Origin of the sequence: Sphingomonas aurantiaca, from assembly GCF_003050705.1 — a bacterium.
GTDB lineage: Bacteria > Pseudomonadota > Alphaproteobacteria > Sphingomonadales > Sphingomonadaceae > Sphingomonas > Sphingomonas aurantiaca.
In genome coordinates this window covers 162,561-178,879 of the sequence record NZ_QAOG01000007.1, presented here as the reverse complement: position 1 = coordinate 178,879, position 16,319 = coordinate 162,561, and the positions used below count along the sequence as shown (strand labels likewise).

Genomic DNA, 16,319 nt, shown 5'->3' with positions numbered 1-16,319 from the left:
CCTTCACTTGTTCATAGTTTGGAACGTCTAGCGTTTCATTAAGCCAGCACCGCCTGTACCGCGGCGCGCTCACCGTGCTCGAAAGCATCAGCAAAGCTGTCGAGGTCGGCACCGGTCATGCCAAGCGCACGTCCCTCGTCCTGCCAACCCGCGACGGCCTGCTCAATTTGCGACAGCATTTCCTTCGCGCGCGATTGTGTCAGGCGAAAGTAGGGTAGCACGGACATCAAAGCGTCGATCGTAGCTTCAGGGCCGACCTCTTCCGAGACCCACGTTTTCAACTCGCGTAGCCGCTCCGGGAACGGATTGATGTCGAACGCCGGCGCCAGCCGCCACAGTCCCCTGTCGACGTGCAGGAAGCCGTGGTTCATAAGATGATCGTCGACGTTGGTGATCAGGATCGAAAAGGCGATCCGACGCCATAGCTCCTCGATATCGGCAGTGGGGTTGCTTCCGTTCACACGAAGCGCGTCCACGATCTCGGTGTAAGCGTGTTCCTGTGCGTCTCCAGGCTCCGCGCCAATCATCGTCGCCGCCGAAACGTACATCAACCGCCCGCCCCCGGCGGGCCGATCGAACCGTCGGATCAGCGCGATTGCGTCGCCATCGCTCTCGACCAGCCGGGCTTCGGCGGCGTCGATCCCGGCGCGGCGGGCAAGCCGCATCGCCAGCACCTCCCCTCGCGTGACAGAACGCTCGTCGGCGACGCTCGGAAACTTGCCGATCGAAAGATGCCCCTCGTCATCGATGACGGTGCATTTGGGGCGTAGCCCGCCGAGCGACGTGCCGCGACCGCGCAGATAGGCGAGATCGGCGGCGGTTTCCGTGTTGGTCTCGACCGCGCGACTGGCGGCCAAGAGATGACCCAGCTCGATGAGGGGTGGCGTGGTGCGGCGACCATCCTCGGTCGCGCGCTGCGCGATCCCTTGCTCGTCGACGAGACGCAGCGCGCCGACCCGGCTGACGTCGTCGACCGCCAACAGATAATCGAGGCCATTCAAGGCGCGGGCGTTGACCTCCTCGCCGCGGCGGCGGGCGTCCTGCCGTCGCTTGGCATGGTCTCGCTGAATGACGCGCTTACCCCATCCGTCTGGCTCGGTGTCGGCGATGGCGGCATGGAAGACAGAGCCAGTGCCTGCCTTGCGGTGAAACTGCGGGCCGGCAACGAGCGGCAGCGCGGGCTCGAGGGCGAAGCGGTCGGGGTCGGCCAGCCAGCCGGCATCATATTCGAAGCCCGCGCTCTCGCGGCTTCCCTGCTGATTGTAGTGCAGCAATCCGACGACGCGCGCCTCGTCGCCAATCTGGATGCCGATGGTCCGCCTCATAGCGAAACCGGCGGTTTGGGTCGGCGAACGCGCTGCGGCATGCGCTCCACGTCGAGCACCAGACCTTGCTCGTCGTTTCTGGCGTCGAGGATCTCTCCAAGGCTCTCGCCAAACCCGAGAACGAAGAAGGTCATGGCGTATGTACCCAACGCGACGGTCGGGTCGCCTTTTTCCAGCTTGAGATATGTGCTCTTGGCCACGCCGATGCGTTCGGCCATCATGACCACCGTGAGGCTGCGCTTTTTGCGCGCCAGCGCAATATCGGCGCCTAGCTTCGTCAAGCTCCGCCGCACGCGCGGCGGCAGAGTATCAGCGACAGTCGATCGCATCTAGCGTCTCATATAAGCGCCCATCAGGCCAATACGGTACGTTATACACGACCTTACGTTGCCGGTCGAGATAGCCGGTTCGAGCCGCGTTGCCCGGGTTCGAGAGGGGCGAATGCAAGTGCCTGCTCGGGTGGCATCGATAGAACGGTTAATCCCACGCAGAGCGTCGGCCGTGGCGGCTTGCTCTTCAGGTAACCGGTACCGCTGGGCGTGCTACGTGCTGTCGCAGCGCGGGGGTATGTCGTTGGTCTACCGATCAGACCGAGCAACCTTCACGAGTCGGAATTAAAGCCCTAGACGCCCTGAAGGCTTCACCCCCTGAGGTGCACGCAGCAGCGCTTGCCGTTCTAGGTCAGGTGTCGGCGCCATTGACCGCGCGCCAGCTCGCCAGCGCCTTTCCAGCACAAGGCATCGCGCTGCTCGATGCCAAACGCATGGCACGAGCCCTGCGAAAGCTCGATATCATCGCGGTCGCCCCTCGCGGCCCTTGAAGCTCGAGGATTGTGGGCTTCGGACTGGCACGGACGCGCCCTGTCGGGCTACAATCGAAATTGCGCCAGAACCAGACGCGAGAAGGTAGACGATCATGACAGAAGCGACCTGGGGTGAAAGCGCGAAGACGCCCGAGATCAATTGGCGGATGAGCGCGTCGCTCGAAAACGTCCCGCGCGGCGATAGTGACGTCGCTGAAGTCACCAACCTCGAGCGAGCAGTTCGCGATTGGCGCGGATTGGACCCCGAGCATCAAGCCGCGGCCGTCCTGACGGTAGAGCATCCTGTCCAGATCGAGGGTGCCTCCAGCACGACATTTACCGGTGAGGGTATCGCAGCACTGGCGGAGCACCTGCCGGCTTCCAGCACAACCGAGGAGTAAGCCGGCATGGCCAATCCCAGCGTCCGTTTCGAGATGGGGGACTATTACTGGGTTGCCGAACGCGAGAGCGTCGGTTTCACGGGTACCACCAACTTAGGGGTCGTTGAATTCCTCATCACCAGCGAGGCTCTGACACAGCTTCTCGATCCTGATCGCGATACTGTCGATTCCGAAACTGCCCTGGAGGTCTTCATCGAGTTCGAAAGCGACATTCACCGCATAGCACAGCGCGAGTTCGTCAAGCGGCTCGGCGGGGAGCCCCCGATCCTGCTGACTGCGGCCGACGTAGAAGGCTGAAGCCGTGGCGGAAGGAACCGCCAGCCGGATCGATCCGTCGCATCCAAACGGGCGCCACCCCCAGGCGTTTCAGCCGACGATGCAGGCGGCCACTCCTTCTCACTGATCGAGCACTTCCTCATATCGGCCCGCACGGCGCAGCTGACGGACAATGCCGTTGAACGCAGCGGTCACCCCCTGTGCCCTGCCGATCTCATTCTCCTGGCGCGCCGCATCCCAATAAAGCTCGAGCGGCCATCGCTCCAGGCAGTGCGGCAGCAGGCACCGAAGCGCCAAGCGAACCTCCGCGCCGTCCACGCGTGCGTCCGAGCAGCGGGCGACGCCGCTCCGCAGGATATGGACCGATAGCGCAATGACGACGCGCTGGTGGCGAGCGAGCTTTGCCATCGCTCAACGAAAGTCATGCGATTTGAAACGCACCGCGTCCTCGGGATCCATGCCCTCGGCGTGCGGCGGCCAGTAGCAGTTCCGCGGCTCCGGCTTCCAGCCCGCGTCACCCCGGTCAGGCGATCCGGCATGCTTGGCCCCATCGCCGCGGCCGGTCCGATGAGGGAACGACATCTCGCCAACGCGGTGCAGCAGGTCCCCATGGTCGATGATCCGGTCGCAGATGACGTGGATCACCTCGCCCTCTTTCTGCACCCTGCCCTTCATGCCGATCATCGACGCGGACATGATCGTGCGGCGTTGCCGCTCGAACCGGTCCGGCCACAGGATGCCGTTGGCGATTCCGGTCTCGTCCTCGATCGTGATGAACAACACCCCCTTGGCGGACCCGGGCTTTTGCCGGACCAGGATGATGCCGGCGACCTCGACGTGCCGGCCATCTCGGATATTCGTGAGCTCCCCGCATTTGGTCACGCCACGCCTGGCCAGCTCATCGCGGACGAACGTCAGCGGATGCGCCCGCAGCGACAGCTGAAGCGAGCGGTAATCCTCGATCACCTCGCGCCCGTCCGTCAACGGACGGAGAGCGACGGACGGTTCGATCCCTTCGGCGCTGATCGTCTCACACAAGCGATCCGCAGCCGCGAACAGCGGCAGCGGCGCCTCGCCAAGGCCCCTTACCTTCCACAGGCCCTGCCGCCTGTCGGCGCCGAACGCGTGAAACGCATCGGCATCAGCGAGCTTCTCGATCGCCTCGCGCTGGACGCCGGATCGACGCCACACGTCCTCGATGGAGTCGAACAATGTCGTGCTGCGCGCGCCAACGATCGCGGCACCGTCGGCGTTCGACAGTCCGCGCACCTGGCGCAGCCCGAGCCGCACCGCGAGATAGCGGCCGCCTGTCGGCTCCAACGTGCAATCCCAGCGGCTCGCGTTGATGCACGGGGGCCGGACCTGAACATCGTGTGCCTGGGCGTCGCGCACGATCTGCGCGGGGGCGTAGAACCCCATCGGCTGCGCGTTCATCAGCGAGGCGCAGAAGACGTCGGGATGGTGATGCTTCATCCAGCTCGAGGCGTAGGAAATCTTGGCGAAGCTCGCCGCGTGGCTCTCCGGGAATCCGTAGGAGCCGAAGCCCTCGAGCTGGCGGAAGGTGCGTTCGGCGAAGTCGCGCGGATACCCGCGCGTGACCATGCCCTCGACGAGCTTTTCCGAGAAATGCGACACGCCGCCGGTGACCTTGAAGGTCGCCATGGCGCGGCGCAGCTGATCCGCCTCGGCCGGCGTGAAGCCGGCGCCCACGATGGCGACCTTCATCGCCTGCTCCTGGAACAGTGGCACGCCGAGCGTCTTTTCCAGCACAGCGCGCAGTTCGGGCCGGGGATATTCGGGCTTCTCCAACCCCTCACGTCGGCGCAGATACGGGTGCACCATGTCGCCCTGGATTGGGCCGGGTCGGACGATCGCGACCTGGATCACGAGGTCATAGAATCGGCGCGGCTTCATCCGCGGCAGCATCGACATCTGCGCACGGCTTTCGATCTGGAAGGTGCCGAGCGTGTCGGCATTCTGGATCATGGCGTACACCGCCGGATCGTCATCCTGGAGGTCGCCCAGACCGATGCGGATGCCCTTGTCCTGCTCCAGCATGTTGAAGGCGCGGTTCATGCAGCCAAGCATGCCGAGGCCGAGCACATCGACCTTCATGAACTTCAGGGAGTCGATATCATCCTTGTCCCACTCGATGATCTGCCGGTCGACCATTGCGGCAGGCTCGATCGGCACGAGGTCGTCGAGCCGGTCGTGGGTGAGCACGAACCCGCCAGGGTGCTGCGACATATGGCGTGGCACGCCGATCAGCTTGCGGGCGAGTTCGAGCGTAAGCCGCAACCGACGATCGCCCATATCTAGGTTCAGTTCATCGACCTGCTTCTCGCCGACGCCCTCGGCCGACCAACCCCAGACCAGACCCGCCAACGACGACGTCAGGTCCTCGGGCAACCCCAGCGCCTTGCCGACGTCGCGCACGGCGCCGCGCGCGCGGTAGCGCTGCACCACAGCCGTCAGCGCGGCGTGGTTGCGGCCGTAGGTTTCGTAAATCCACTGGATGATTTCTTCGCGCCGCTCATGCTCGAAATCGACATCGATATCGGGCGGCTCACGGCGCTCGCCCGAGACGAACCGCTCGAACAGCAGTTCGTGCTTGATCGGGTCGATCGAGGTGATCGCGAGCACGAAACATACGCACGAGTTCGCGGCAGACCCCCGCCCCTGGCACAGGATTCCGCGGCGCCGTGCTTCACGCACGATCGCGTAGACGGTCAGAAAATAAGGGGCGTATGCAAGCTCTGCGATGAGCTTCAGCTCGTGGGTGATCTGATCGGTGTACGCCTGGGGCACCGCCCCATCGAACATCCGGTCGGCGGCCTCCAGCGCCAAGCGCTCGAGCGCTTCCTGTGCGCTCAGCCCCTCCAACAGCCGCTCATGCGGGTATTGGTACGCCAGCTCGCCGAGATCGAAGGTACAGGCGCGCGCAATATCGACGCTGGCGCGCAGTGCGTCCGGGTACGCCTTGAACCGTCGAACCATCTCGGCCGGCGACTTGAGCGCGCGGTCGGCGTTCACCTCTCGGCGATAGCCGAGTTCGTCGACCGTGCATTTCTCTCTCACCGCAGTGACGACGTCCTGCATCAGCCGCGCCTCGGGCGCGTGATAGAGAATGTCGCCAGTGGCGACCGCGCGTACGCCTGCGGCTGCGGCTTGGCGGGCCAGTGCATGGATACGGACCGCGTCGTTCGGCCGGCGCCGCTGGTACAGCGCCATATAGCCGCGCTTGCCATACACCGTTTTCAGCTCGGCGAGCGCGACCGCATTATGGTCGCTGGCGTCCTCGGCGAGCAGAATAGCGACCGTTCCTTCGGACCAGGCCACGAGATCGTGCCAGTGCAGCTCGCACTTGCCCTTGCCCTTGCCCGCTCGCTTCTTGCCGACCGTCAGCAGCCGGGTAAGCCTGGACCAAGCGGGCCGATCGGTCGGATAGAGCAGCAGCCGGCGCCCACAGGCGAGATCGACGCGGGCACCGGCGATCATCCGCACGCCAGTCGCCTTCTGCGCCTCCCAGCCCCGCACGACCCCGGCGACGGAACCGATGTCCGATAGCCCCAGGGCATCCAGGCCAAGCAGATTGGCGGCCGCGAACAGCTCGTCCGGGCTCGACGCGCCGCGCAGCAGTGAGAAATGCGTGAGCACCTGCAGTTCGACATAATCGGTCATGCGAACACGCCGTGCATCCACCAGCTGAGATCGCCGGTTTCGCTCTCGAAGCCATCACCGCGTCGGAACACCCAGTAGCGGCCGCCCTTGTCATCCTCGACACGGTAGTAATCGCGCACCGCCCAGACCTCGGCGTCGCGGCGCCACCATTCGCCGTGGATGCGCTCGGGGCCGTCGCCGGCGACGATCATGTAGGTCGTGCCGCGCCATTCGAACCGCCGGGGCGGCTGATCCGGCAGCAGAGCTATCACGCGCGCCAGCGGCTCTGGCCTTGCGAACAACCGAACGGGGCGAACCCATTCTGGCCAGCCGCCGGGTGCGTCGACAGGGTCCGAGCGAATCACTGCGCGCTCGGGCACATGGCTTTCGACGGGCGCGAGGCGGTACACCGCGCGCGCGCCAATCCTGCCAGCGACGACGTCAACCAAGCGGGCAGGATCGCGCACCAATGTCTCGTCTGCGAGCACGGCTCCCAGGTCGATGGCATCAAGCGGTTCTGTGTGAGGTGCGACCAGCGTGAACTGCTCAATGCCGAGCCCGGGATCGATCCGGTCGATGCGAAGCTTCAGAAGGCGTAGGAGATGCGACACTTCCCGCGTCGGACGGGACGTGCCGACAGCGACCACTTGCTCGCCTCCATCGATCCGCAGCCCTACCAGCCGCAAGACGCGAGCGCCGAGCCCCCTTGCCTGCAGCACCTCGGCGAGATCGGCGAGCAGGTCTCCCATGACGCGCTCGATCGCCTCCGCGGTGCAGATGGGTTCCAGCAGGCGCCGTTCGACGACCGGCACCTCTGCATCCTCGCGCGGCGTGATCGGCTCGGCAACGCCGCCCAGAGCCTGATCGAGCCGTGTGATCGCGGCTAGGCCGAGACGGCGCGCTAGCGGCCCCCGGGCAACGGGCAGGAGATCCGCGACCGTCTCGAACCCGAACTTCCGGCCAGCGGTCAGCGCTACGCTGTTCAAACGCAGTGCTGCGATCGGCAAAGGTCCAAGCGCTTCGACGGTACGCCCCGACGGCACAATCGTGAGAGCGGCGCGCCCAAAGCGAGCGACTGCATGCGCAGCGCCTGGCGTATCCGCAACCGCAACACGGGCCGTGAAGCCGGCGCGCTGACAGAAAGCGCGCAGCCGCTGGCAGAAGCGCTCCTCGCCGCCATGAAGATGCTCGCAGCCGGTCAGATCGAGCCACAGCCCGTCGGGTGGTGTTGCCGCGGCGATCGGTGTCCAACGACGCACGGCGCGCAGCGCCAGATGGTCGAGCAACGCCGCATCTGCTTCCGGCTCAGCCGGTCGGAAATCCAGGTCCGACACCAAGGCGCGGGCATGCGTTGCGGCCATGCCGACGACGATCCCTAGGCTTGCAGCCGAAGCGCAGGCTGCCACGACCTCTTCCCGCCGACCGACCTTACCGATCAACGCGAGCGGCGACGCATGGAAGGCGGCAACCGTTGCTTCTACCGACATGGCTTGGTGTGCTGGCGCATCGCCGCGGTACGGGTGGACCGCCGCTTCCGAGCGCCGGCCGAGTTCGCGCATCGGCGGTTTCGCATGTGCCGGGAGCGCTGCGATCTGACTTTCGACGTCGGTGCTCTCCGGCGCGTCCGTACGGGCCCAGCGCGCACCGGGTCGCCAACCGCCACCACGCGGGACGGAACAGGCGCCGGGATTGTCGTCGACAGGAAGCTGGAGCGCGACGGGCCTAGGCCGCGGCATAGCGTGCCGGTCCAGCCGTCTCAGCCGTTCGATGGCCAAGTGCGGCAGGAACAGCGAGACAACCCGTCTCATCGCACCCCTCCACGATCATAGAAAACGACGTGCCACTGCGCTGGCGGGCAAGCTCGACCGACCAACGCGGCCGCCCTACCCCGGCGACGTTCAGGCGTTGGGACGGCGCGCTGGCAATCCGCCAGCGGGTCCACGCGGCCGACGGCTCGCCGAGCGGATCGTGCTCGCGCCCGCGTCGTCGCCGAAGGAGGAGCACAGGGATGTCTGCGTCGGCCGCGACCAGCTGAAGCCGGCGCGTCGCCACCATCGAAACCTGCCGTGCTTCTGCAATAACCGCAGACGGTGTGCCATCGCGCACCGCGTCTTCGATGACGGCCAGCAGCGCTGAGTCATCGAGCGGCTGCGCATAGATCACGTTTGCGGAAAGAAGGCCCGCCTGCTCGAGGCCGGGGGCGTAAAGATCGTTACGGCAACTCGCCCACAATACCGGCCCGCCGGTCCGGGCCGACTCCCGTGCCGCAATGCCGGCGAGGAACAGCGTAGTGGCTGCGTCGTCGACGACCGAGCAGCTGTGCGCTGCGGCCTCGTGGAGCGCCCCCGTGCGCAGGCCCCCGCCACTCAGGCGGCTATCGATTCCCTGGATTTCGAACGGCAACACCCGGTAGTCGGCGACGGGAACCGCAATCGTTCGCAGCTGCGCGAGACTGTGCTGGAGGTTAGTGGACGCGGCAAACATGATAAGCTGAAACTCGAATTGTTCCCCCTATGTTCCGCCTATGGCAGCGCTCCGTCAAGGCGATTCCGGCAAGCGGTTCGACCAAATCGGGATTCCACGGATGACTGCGGGACGGAACGGCTGCGCAACGTAAGGCAAACAAAGCAGGAAGATTTCTCTTTCGTTCTGCCACCGGCTGACTCATAGAATCGAGATGCCGATCCGCCCCGAAAACCGCTGGCTTTACCCGATCGATTGGCGGCAGCTATCCGACGTGATCCGGTTCGACCGAGCCGGCGCGCGTTGCGAGCATTGCTCGAGACCGCACATGCGACGGGTAGCCCATCTTGGCGACGGTCGTTGGTGGGACGCAGAGGCTGCGTGCTGGCGCTCAGCGGGTGGCAAGCGGATCACGCTTAAGGGCGACTTCATCCTCAAGTCGGTGCGAACGACCTATGTCGTGCTCGCCTGCGCGCATCTCGACCACGATCCGGGCAACAGCATGCCCGGCAATCTCGCGGCGCTCTGCCAGCGCTGCCATATGATCCACGATGCGGCCGAGCATCGATGGCAGCGCTGGTGGAACGTCTTTCGCCTGCGCGCGATCCGCGACCTGTATGAGGATCCGCGCGTCACCCGGGAGCGGGGTGCACGGTAGGTGGCCACGCCAAGGCTTCGCATCTGCCGAGGCACCCGTTGGGCGGACGCTCCTGTCCGTACGCAGTCCGATACCCTCGACGACGTGATGATTTGCCAACGTTCGAACAGTCGAGCGAAAGACCGCGATGTCGGCCGCGTTGCGCAGCGTCGTTGAAACGTTGCTCGTCATAGCTAAGGTCGCGTGAGATTCACAAGGGAAGTACATGAGCATGAATATGGGTGAACTGGTCAAGGCCGTCGCTGGTACGACGAGCACGAGCGAGGCAGAAGCCAAGGCCGCGATTGCCGCCGTGTTCGAACACATAGCAGGCGCAGCCGCGAAGGGCGAAGAGGTCTCGATCGCCGGCTTCGGCAAGTTCTCGGTCAAGGATCGTCCCGAGCGCCAGGGTCGCAATCCGTCGACCGGCCAGGCGATGACGATCGCGGCGTCCAAGAAGGTCTCGTTCACGCCCGCCAAGGGCCTGAAGGACAAGCTTTAAAACCAGAGTGCCGGCGGGCAAGCTCGCCGGCACCACCATAGGGTGTCCGGATGTGCAATCGATACAGGCTGACGGCGACGCAGGCAGAGATCGCCGCGACGTTCGGCATCCGGCCGCCTTACGAGCCGGACGAGACTTACCCGGCTCCCGACATCTTTCCGACGGGCAAGAAGACACCGTTCTACGGCCAAGTGGTCATCCAGGACGGTGCCGACCGGAAGATCGAGCGGATGGAGTGGGGTGTAACGACCCAGGTGCCGAGCAAGCGCGACGCAAGCGTAAAGCTCACCAAGTACGTGACCAACGTGCGCAATCTCAGCTCCAGCTTCTGGCGGTCGATGCTGACAACGCCGGCACGCCGCTGCCTGGTGCCGGTGACGGCATTTTCAGAGTTCGGAATCGCGCCCGGTGAGGACAGGAAGAAGCCGCTGCACTGGTTCCACGTGCCAAGCCGCCCGATTTTTGCCTTTGCCGGGATTTGGCGACCGACCGAGCGCGGAAACGCCTACGGGTTTTTGACCACCGAGCCGAATGCGATCGTCGCGCCGATCTATCCAAAGGCGATGCCGGTGGTTTTGCACGACGACGACTATGATCGCTGGCTATCGGCACCATGGGACGATCTGAAGGGGCTCGTTGCCCCCTACCCTTCCCAGTTGATGGGGCTCGGCTGACGCGGCCATGATCCGCGCAATTCAGCTGCCGCTGCTGCGCTTTCATGCACTTCCCCAGTGCGCTCGCCAGGCGTCGTTCCAGTCGTCATGATCCTCGGGCACGCGACTGATGAGCTCGCGCCCGTTCGCCGTCAGGTGATCGCGCGCTTTTTCGAGCAGGCGTTCGGCCGCGCGGCCTCGATCGCCATAGACGATCACACGCCGCACCTTCTCCGGGATCGCGACGAAGGCGAGCCGTTCGACACCGCCCAGCGCCCATGTCGGCGTTCCGAACCACTGCGTTGCTGACAGAGCGTCCTCGATCCCTTCGGCAAGGCCCAGTTCGTCGGTCGCGGGCGCAAGCCGGATCGCAGCTGTGCCGAGCAGCCCAAGCGCAACCTTCGGCTTGGGGATGGGCTTTCGCAGCACATCATCGGAAGCGAGGAAGGTACGTTGAACCGCGACGAGACCGAGGTCGTTTTCGACCGCGGCAATCATCGCGGGCATGACGCGTCTGTCGGCGCCGGAGCCGAATATGGTCGCCGGGTTGAAGCGTAGAGCCTTGGGATAGGGCGCGGAGAGGCCGCGGGCGACGAGGTAGTCTTCAGCGAGCGTGCCCGCGATCGGCGCGCTGGCGTTCCAGAGACGCATGGCGAGCGCGCCCATGTCGCGCTTTGGTTTTCCCGCCGGCATTGCCACTGCAGAACGGTCATGGAGCTTCCGGCGCTGAAGCGCCTTGAGCACCTCGGGCACTGTACAGCCGGCAAAGCAGTGGAACAGGATGGCCGAATCGCCGAGCCGGACGGACAGGCTGGGTGAGCCATCATCATGGGCTGGGCAGCGGCATTCGCCGCGGGTGCCACGCCATACCCCGCCGAGCTGTTCGACAATGTTCCTTGCTCGAATTTCGGCATCGAGCGGTAGTCTCGCCATCGGCCACGTCCTGTGAAGCTGATAGGTTTCGGTCACTTTTGGCCTCCGGAAAATATCACCGAAGGCCAGGCGGCATCCTCCACTCTGGATGGTCGGCAGGAGACGATTGGCCGCGCGCAGCGCGACGATCTCCTTCGTCCAGGTGTCGACCCGAGCGAGGATCGTCACCCGACCGCGTTGAGACCGCCAGGCAGGCTCGGTCGCAGCGCAGCGTAAGGTAGAGTTGTGCGGCCAAGCCGCTCCCGCCCCCCATCAGCTATGCTCGCCTTCAGCCTTGGTCAGGATCGAGAAGGTGTCGGCAACCAGTTCGGTGCGGTAGGAAACTTCGTTGCCCTCGCCGTGGTTGCTCTCGCGGACCCGGCCGGTGACATGCACCAGATCGCCCTTCCCGGCCGCCTCGACTTGGGGGCCGACATTGGAAAAGCACACGACGCTGTTCCATAGCGTATCGGTCTTCCAGTCGTCGCCATCGCGCCGGTTATAATTGGCGGCGACGCTCACATAGGTGACCTTCTCGCGCGCCGTGATTTTGCCGATGCGACCGATAATCCGAAACTCGGCAATATTCTGTGGCATGATATCCTCCTTCGTCGGTGTTGGGGTCGGATCCGGCTACCGGTGCGAGGCTAGTCACGCTCCTCTTGGCGATGCCGAAAGTGGTAGCGCGCCATGTTCTCGGGCGTTGCGTAGGTGTCGTAGGCCTTTGTCCAGTCGTGCCGGATAGCCTGCTGCGCCGTCCGAAGTGGCACGCGGCGCTCGCAAACCAGTCGCCACAAGACATAGGCCAAGGCATTTTTATCGGCCGCGTTCGCCTGACCGCGCCGGGGCTGGAGCCAAAGATCGCGTAGGTCGAGCGGCGCGCCGCCAAGCGAGATCGGGATCAGGTGGTCGAGTTCGTAATCGGCAAAGGACTCGCCCGTATGCTGCGTGTCCATTAAGCGCCGTTTGACGGGCGCGGTAACCGCGAAGGCGGGCCGGGCCGATCGGGCATAGCCGGGTCGGCAGATCGTCGTGCCGATGTTCGCCTGAGTGATAGAGGGATCGACGGCCCCTGGCGTGTCGCGGGGCGGCAGAATGCTGGTTCGGTCCACCCGTAAGAAGGGATTGCGGACCGCCTTCGATAGGCCGGTGACGGCATCGCAGAAGTCGTGCGTCGCGGCGGCGCTGCAGGTCCAAACCTCACCTCGCTTCACAGCCCGCTTGTCGTCGGTTGGCCGATACCAAAAGGCCATGGCAATCAAGAGCGCCAACCCGCCCAAAAAAGCTTGCAGCCTCAAGAGCTCACCGCCCGTATATCCACCGTCTTCTCCGTCACCGCCAAATCACTCTGCAAACAAGTCAGCTAGGCCTTGGCCATACTGACAGTTTTCGAAAGCCGTTTGAGTCGCGTAACCTATGATCAGATAGCACCAGCGCGCCTCCAGTCGCAATAGATTATGCTGTATCGCTCCATAATCGTGCCTGGTTCGTTCCAAACATGTCGTTGTTTGCCGGTATCTTCAGGCCTAACCTTTTGATGCGGATGTCTTTAAGTCACCGACAACTGCTCGGGTCTAATCCAATAACGGTGCATTGATGTGCTTCCGGCGAGTATCGTAGCCAAGGCAATTCAACTCTGTGCCGCCGGGCTAGCCGGGGCCGGAACGCCATCTCCCGCGTCCCTCGCGGTCTCCGTGCGTTCGGGCGCGGTTCTCGCCAGGCAGCCGGGCAACGCAGCTGACGCAGAGGCGACGCTGCATGATCTGATCGCGTTGGGCGCGGACTTCGAGGCGGGGCCGCTGGCGATCCGCGGGCGTGATTTCGCGACTTACGGTATCACGCCGGCAACGGTTTTTGATGCGTGCGCGCTCTCTCATATTGACGACGACCGGTCTTCTTTTGGCTCCGTGAGCGCGCCCTCGGTGTCGAACGTCGCAGCCCTGGTCCGTCGCGCCTTTGGCTCGCGGATCACCGATACGATCCGCCCGATGAACGCCAGCTACGGCGCGCGGTATAGCTGGCACAAGTTCGGCCAGGCGGTCGATTTCGTTCCCGCAGGCGGCGTCCACGCGATCGACCGCCAGAAGATCCGGGCCCTCATGGCACAGAGCGGTATCCGTATCATCGAGTTGCTCGGGCCGGGCGATCGCGGTCACGCGAACCACTGGCATGTGGCGTTCGCGCGACCCGGACAGGTCATCGACCGGACCCGACCGATCGAAGGCGACGAGGACTGGATCATCACCGTCGCACAAGGCGACGCGCCGTCCCCGCCGACGCCCGCCGGAGTTGAGGCGGCCCCCGCACCGACCGCGCCGGCCTCGGCCCTCGCCCTTGCCGCCAATGCACCAGCGCAGTGGGACGTGTTCGCAACCGAAGAGTGGCGCGCAGTTCATGGAGGTGGCTCATGATCCGATACCTGACGACCAAGCTCGGCGGCACTACTGGCGCCATCGCGCTTTGCGTGGCCGGCGTCGTGGCGGTCGCGGCCCCACAACCCGCCTACGCGTCGGACTGGGGGTGTCAGGTGGTCCTCTGCCTTGCGACACCCGGTTCGCCGACGAAATATGTCGAGTGCGTCCCGCCGATCACGAAACTTTGGAACGCCCTCGCTATCGGCAGCTCGTTCCCGACCTGCACCGGGATCGGCGTCAAAATGAAAAAGGCCAAGCACGGCTACGACCTGAGCGTGACGCAGGCCGATGGCGGAACCTCGCGGTACGCGCTCGACACCCTCTACCAGACGGTGACGCAGCGATGATCCACACCGTCACCGCGATCACCATGCTTGCGCAGCAATGCGCGCCTGAGATCGCGACCGAGGCGGTTGCTCCCCTCGTCGTGACCGAAAGCGGCGGCGACGATCTGGCGATTAATATCAACAAGGGGCCGCGTGTCCGCGCCGCGTCTGTCGCCGACGGTGCCGCGCTGGTGCGGCGGTACATGGCGGCCGGCTATACCGTCGATGTCGGGCTGGCGCAGATAAACTCGGCCAATTTCGCGCGATTGGGTGTCACCGTCGAGCAGGCCTTCGACCCTTGTACGAACTTGCGGCTCGCATCCTCAATGCTGCGGGCGGGATATGGCCTCGCGAGCCAGCATTATACGGGGCTGGACGCGATTTCCGCGACCTATTCGCTCTACAACACCGGCACGCTGACGCGCGGTTTCCGCAACGGCTATGTCGGTCGGGTCTGGTCGGCGGCGAGCAGCATGGGGACGATCCAGACACCCCCGCCCATCCCGGGCTTGGCGTCGGCGTCGGCGCCGACCGCCACGCCCGCCTCGGCAAAGCAAGGGATCGACGAAGCTAGCTGGGTGGTGGGGCAGATCGATTCCAGCGCGGTTCAGGTCTTCAAATGAGCGCGGATAACAGCGTTGCGCGGGGCGGCCTGGACGCGCAGACGCAAGCCGAACAAGCTGCGTTCCAGATCCCGCCTGAGCTGGCGACACGGTATCAGGTCCGGATCATCGAGCCGTCCGACGGCAGCGAGCGCCGCGTCGGCATGTTCCTGCCGACAGATCGTGAGAATCCGTCGATCGAGATTGCCGGCGATCGCATCATTGCCCGAAACGAGGATCCCGACACCGTCTCGGCCCTGGTCACGATCGCCAAGCACAATGGCTGGGCGGGGATCGACGTCGAAGGTTCGCCTGAGTTTCGTCAGGCCGTGTGGACGGCGGCGTCGCGCGAAGGCCTGACCGTGCAAGGCTATGAGCCGAGCTTCGACGAACAGGCGCGAATGGAAGAGCTGCGTCGCACCTATTCTGCACGACGCGACCGTGAGGTGGCGGAGAAGCCGGCGCCGACTGTCGAACCCGTCGCTCCGACGGCGGCTGTCGGGGCGACGGAGGCGACAGTCCTCGCGCCGTCGGCCGACGCGGAAAGGAACGGCGCGCCTCAGCCGTTGCCAAGCGGAAGCAGCACCGAATTGTCCGACGCAGACAAGCGCCTCCTGTTGACGGTGAGCGTCCACACGCAGGATCGCAAGGCGCTCTACGCGGCGGTCAGCGAGGACATGGAGCCCTTGCGGAGGGAGGTTCAAGCCGAACGTATCGATCTGAACAGGGATGCGCTGAACGGGGCGCTGGAGCGGGCCTTGGAAAGCCCGACGCTGGTCAGCGCCTTCTCAAGGTCCGGTTATGAACCCGACGATCTGCGCCAAATGGCGCGCGACGGCGCGTGGGACGGCGAGGTCGCCGATGCGATCTACATCGTCCGCTCCGGGCTCAACCGGCACGAAGTCGCCCGAGAAGCCGGTGCGAACGTGCCGCTCGGCGGCGCGCTCGCCGCCGGGCCCGAAGACCGCTTGGCCGGCGAAGCGACGGCTGCGCCCGAGCGACAGCCCGAACAGGAACCCCAGATCGTCCGGGAGGAGCGCCTTCATCAGGCCGCGCCTGAGCGACGTCACGAAGATAACGAACTGGCCGAACTGTTCCTGCATGGCGGGGCGGAGCGGATTGCCGCCGAACCGCGCCTCGCCAATGCGCTGCAGGCGCAGGCGGCGATGGATCAGCATCTCGGTGCGGCGTTCGCTGGGGACACGGACCGGATGGCGTCCGCAAGCATCGAGAGCCGCCACATGATCTCGGACGTGCTGCGGCGCGGCCTGGATGTTTCGGTCCGCGACCCGGCGCCTGTTCGCCAGGTCGAGCCGATCCGCCCCACCCACGATTTCGAGAGGTAA

The 16,319-nt window shown here is 65.0% G+C and carries 18 protein-coding genes; 9 read left to right on the top strand and 9 right to left on the bottom strand.

Annotated features, from left to right (window positions below; all coding sequences use genetic code 11):
* Nucleotides 1-38: 38 nt before the first annotated feature.
* Complete coding sequence (locus C8J26_RS17815) at nucleotides 39-1,325, bottom strand: type II toxin-antitoxin system HipA family toxin (protein ID WP_107959514.1); 1,287 nt, start codon at nucleotides 1,323-1,325, stop codon at nucleotides 39-41.
* Nucleotides 1,322-1,654 (bottom strand): helix-turn-helix domain-containing protein, encoded by a 333-nt coding sequence (locus C8J26_RS17810; protein WP_107959513.1) that lies wholly within the window; start codon nucleotides 1,652-1,654, stop codon nucleotides 1,322-1,324. The genes C8J26_RS17815 and C8J26_RS17810 overlap by 4 nt, the downstream gene beginning before the upstream one ends.
* 586 nt (nucleotides 1,655-2,240) lie before the next feature.
* Between C8J26_RS17810 and C8J26_RS17805 the strand changes: the two genes are divergently transcribed.
* Nucleotides 2,241-2,528: a hypothetical protein gene (locus tag C8J26_RS17805; protein ID WP_107959512.1), complete on the top strand. Its 288-nt coding sequence runs from the start codon at nucleotides 2,241-2,243 to the stop codon at nucleotides 2,526-2,528.
* Nucleotides 2,529-2,534: 6 nt separating this feature from the next.
* Nucleotides 2,535-2,825 carry a DUF1488 family protein gene (locus C8J26_RS17800; RefSeq protein ID WP_107959511.1) on the top strand — a complete coding sequence of 97 codons (291 nt, stop codon included), beginning with the start codon at nucleotides 2,535-2,537 and terminating at the stop codon, nucleotides 2,823-2,825.
* A 99-nt stretch (nucleotides 2,826-2,924) separates the two neighbouring features.
* Here the strand turns inward: C8J26_RS17800 and C8J26_RS17795 are convergent, their stop codons facing one another.
* The 4 genes from C8J26_RS17795 to C8J26_RS17780 all read right to left on the bottom strand — a co-directional run bounded on the left by C8J26_RS17795 (nucleotide 2,925) and on the right by C8J26_RS17780 (nucleotide 8,948).
* Nucleotides 2,925-3,212: a hypothetical protein gene (locus tag C8J26_RS17795; protein ID WP_107959510.1), complete on the bottom strand. Its 288-nt coding sequence runs from the start codon at nucleotides 3,210-3,212 to the stop codon at nucleotides 2,925-2,927.
* 3 nt (nucleotides 3,213-3,215) lie between these two features.
* Entirely contained in the window at nucleotides 3,216-6,485 is a 3,270-nt protein-coding gene (locus C8J26_RS17790; RefSeq protein ID WP_107959509.1) for an error-prone DNA polymerase, read from the bottom strand.
* The gene (locus C8J26_RS17785) at nucleotides 6,482-8,023 is read right to left on the bottom strand and encodes a Y-family DNA polymerase (protein ID WP_107959568.1); all 1,542 of its coding nucleotides are present in this window, start codon (nucleotides 8,021-8,023) and stop codon (nucleotides 6,482-6,484) included. The genes C8J26_RS17790 and C8J26_RS17785 overlap by 4 nt, the downstream gene beginning before the upstream one ends.
* A 163-nt stretch (nucleotides 8,024-8,186) precedes the next feature.
* The gene (locus C8J26_RS17780; protein WP_208631448.1) at nucleotides 8,187-8,948 is read right to left on the bottom strand and encodes an ImuA family protein; all 762 of its coding nucleotides are present in this window, start codon (nucleotides 8,946-8,948) and stop codon (nucleotides 8,187-8,189) included.
* Nucleotides 8,949-9,255: 307 nt separating this feature from the next.
* Here C8J26_RS17780 and C8J26_RS17775 point away from each other — a divergent pair, with 307 nt between their 5' ends.
* The 3 genes from C8J26_RS17775 to C8J26_RS17765 all read left to right on the top strand — a co-directional run bounded on the left by C8J26_RS17775 (nucleotide 9,256) and on the right by C8J26_RS17765 (nucleotide 10,740).
* A complete protein-coding gene (locus tag C8J26_RS17775; protein WP_244185382.1) occupies nucleotides 9,256-9,585 on the top strand; it encodes a hypothetical protein in 330 nt (109 codons plus the stop codon).
* A 211-nt stretch (nucleotides 9,586-9,796) separates the two neighbouring features.
* The gene (locus C8J26_RS17770; RefSeq protein WP_107959567.1) at nucleotides 9,797-10,066 is read left to right on the top strand and encodes an HU family DNA-binding protein; all 270 of its coding nucleotides are present in this window, start codon (nucleotides 9,797-9,799) and stop codon (nucleotides 10,064-10,066) included.
* Between the two features lie 50 nt (nucleotides 10,067-10,116).
* The gene (locus tag C8J26_RS17765) at nucleotides 10,117-10,740 is read left to right on the top strand and encodes an SOS response-associated peptidase (protein ID WP_107959507.1); all 624 of its coding nucleotides are present in this window, start codon (nucleotides 10,117-10,119) and stop codon (nucleotides 10,738-10,740) included.
* Nucleotides 10,741-10,782: 42 nt separating this feature from the next.
* On the opposite strand, the gene C8J26_RS17760 is transcribed toward C8J26_RS17765, so the two are convergent.
* The 3 genes from C8J26_RS17760 to C8J26_RS17750 form a co-directional block, all read right to left on the bottom strand.
* A complete protein-coding gene (locus tag C8J26_RS17760) occupies nucleotides 10,783-11,652 on the bottom strand; it encodes a DUF7146 domain-containing protein (protein WP_107959566.1) in 870 nt (289 codons plus the stop codon).
* Nucleotides 11,653-11,904: 252 nt separating this feature from the next.
* Entirely contained in the window at nucleotides 11,905-12,228 is a 324-nt protein-coding gene (locus tag C8J26_RS17755; RefSeq protein ID WP_107959506.1) for a single-stranded DNA-binding protein, read from the bottom strand.
* Between the two features lie 50 nt (nucleotides 12,229-12,278).
* A complete protein-coding gene (locus tag C8J26_RS17750; RefSeq protein ID WP_244185380.1) occupies nucleotides 12,279-12,929 on the bottom strand; it encodes a hypothetical protein in 651 nt (216 codons plus the stop codon).
* A 396-nt stretch (nucleotides 12,930-13,325) separates the two neighbouring features.
* Between C8J26_RS17750 and C8J26_RS17745 the strand changes: the two genes are divergently transcribed.
* Genes C8J26_RS17745 through C8J26_RS17730 form a run of 4 tightly spaced genes read left to right on the top strand, consistent with a single transcriptional unit; the run spans nucleotide 13,326 to nucleotide 16,319 of the window.
* Nucleotides 13,326-14,042, top strand: a complete 717-nt coding sequence (locus tag C8J26_RS17745; protein WP_244185379.1) for a lysozyme family protein — start codon at nucleotides 13,326-13,328, stop codon at nucleotides 14,040-14,042.
* Nucleotides 14,039-14,392, top strand: coding sequence for a hypothetical protein (locus C8J26_RS17740; protein WP_107959504.1), 354 nt, complete (start codon nucleotides 14,039-14,041; stop codon nucleotides 14,390-14,392). The genes C8J26_RS17745 and C8J26_RS17740 overlap by 4 nt, the downstream gene beginning before the upstream one ends.
* Nucleotides 14,389-14,994 carry a lytic transglycosylase domain-containing protein gene (locus C8J26_RS17735; protein ID WP_107959503.1) on the top strand — a complete coding sequence of 202 codons (606 nt, stop codon included), beginning with the start codon at nucleotides 14,389-14,391 and terminating at the stop codon, nucleotides 14,992-14,994. The genes C8J26_RS17740 and C8J26_RS17735 overlap by 4 nt, the downstream gene beginning before the upstream one ends.
* On the top strand, nucleotides 14,991-16,319 hold the full coding sequence (locus tag C8J26_RS17730; protein ID WP_107959502.1) for an LPD7 domain-containing protein: 1,329 nt from the start codon (nucleotides 14,991-14,993) through the stop codon (nucleotides 16,317-16,319). Before C8J26_RS17735 ends, C8J26_RS17730 begins: the two co-directional genes overlap by 4 nt.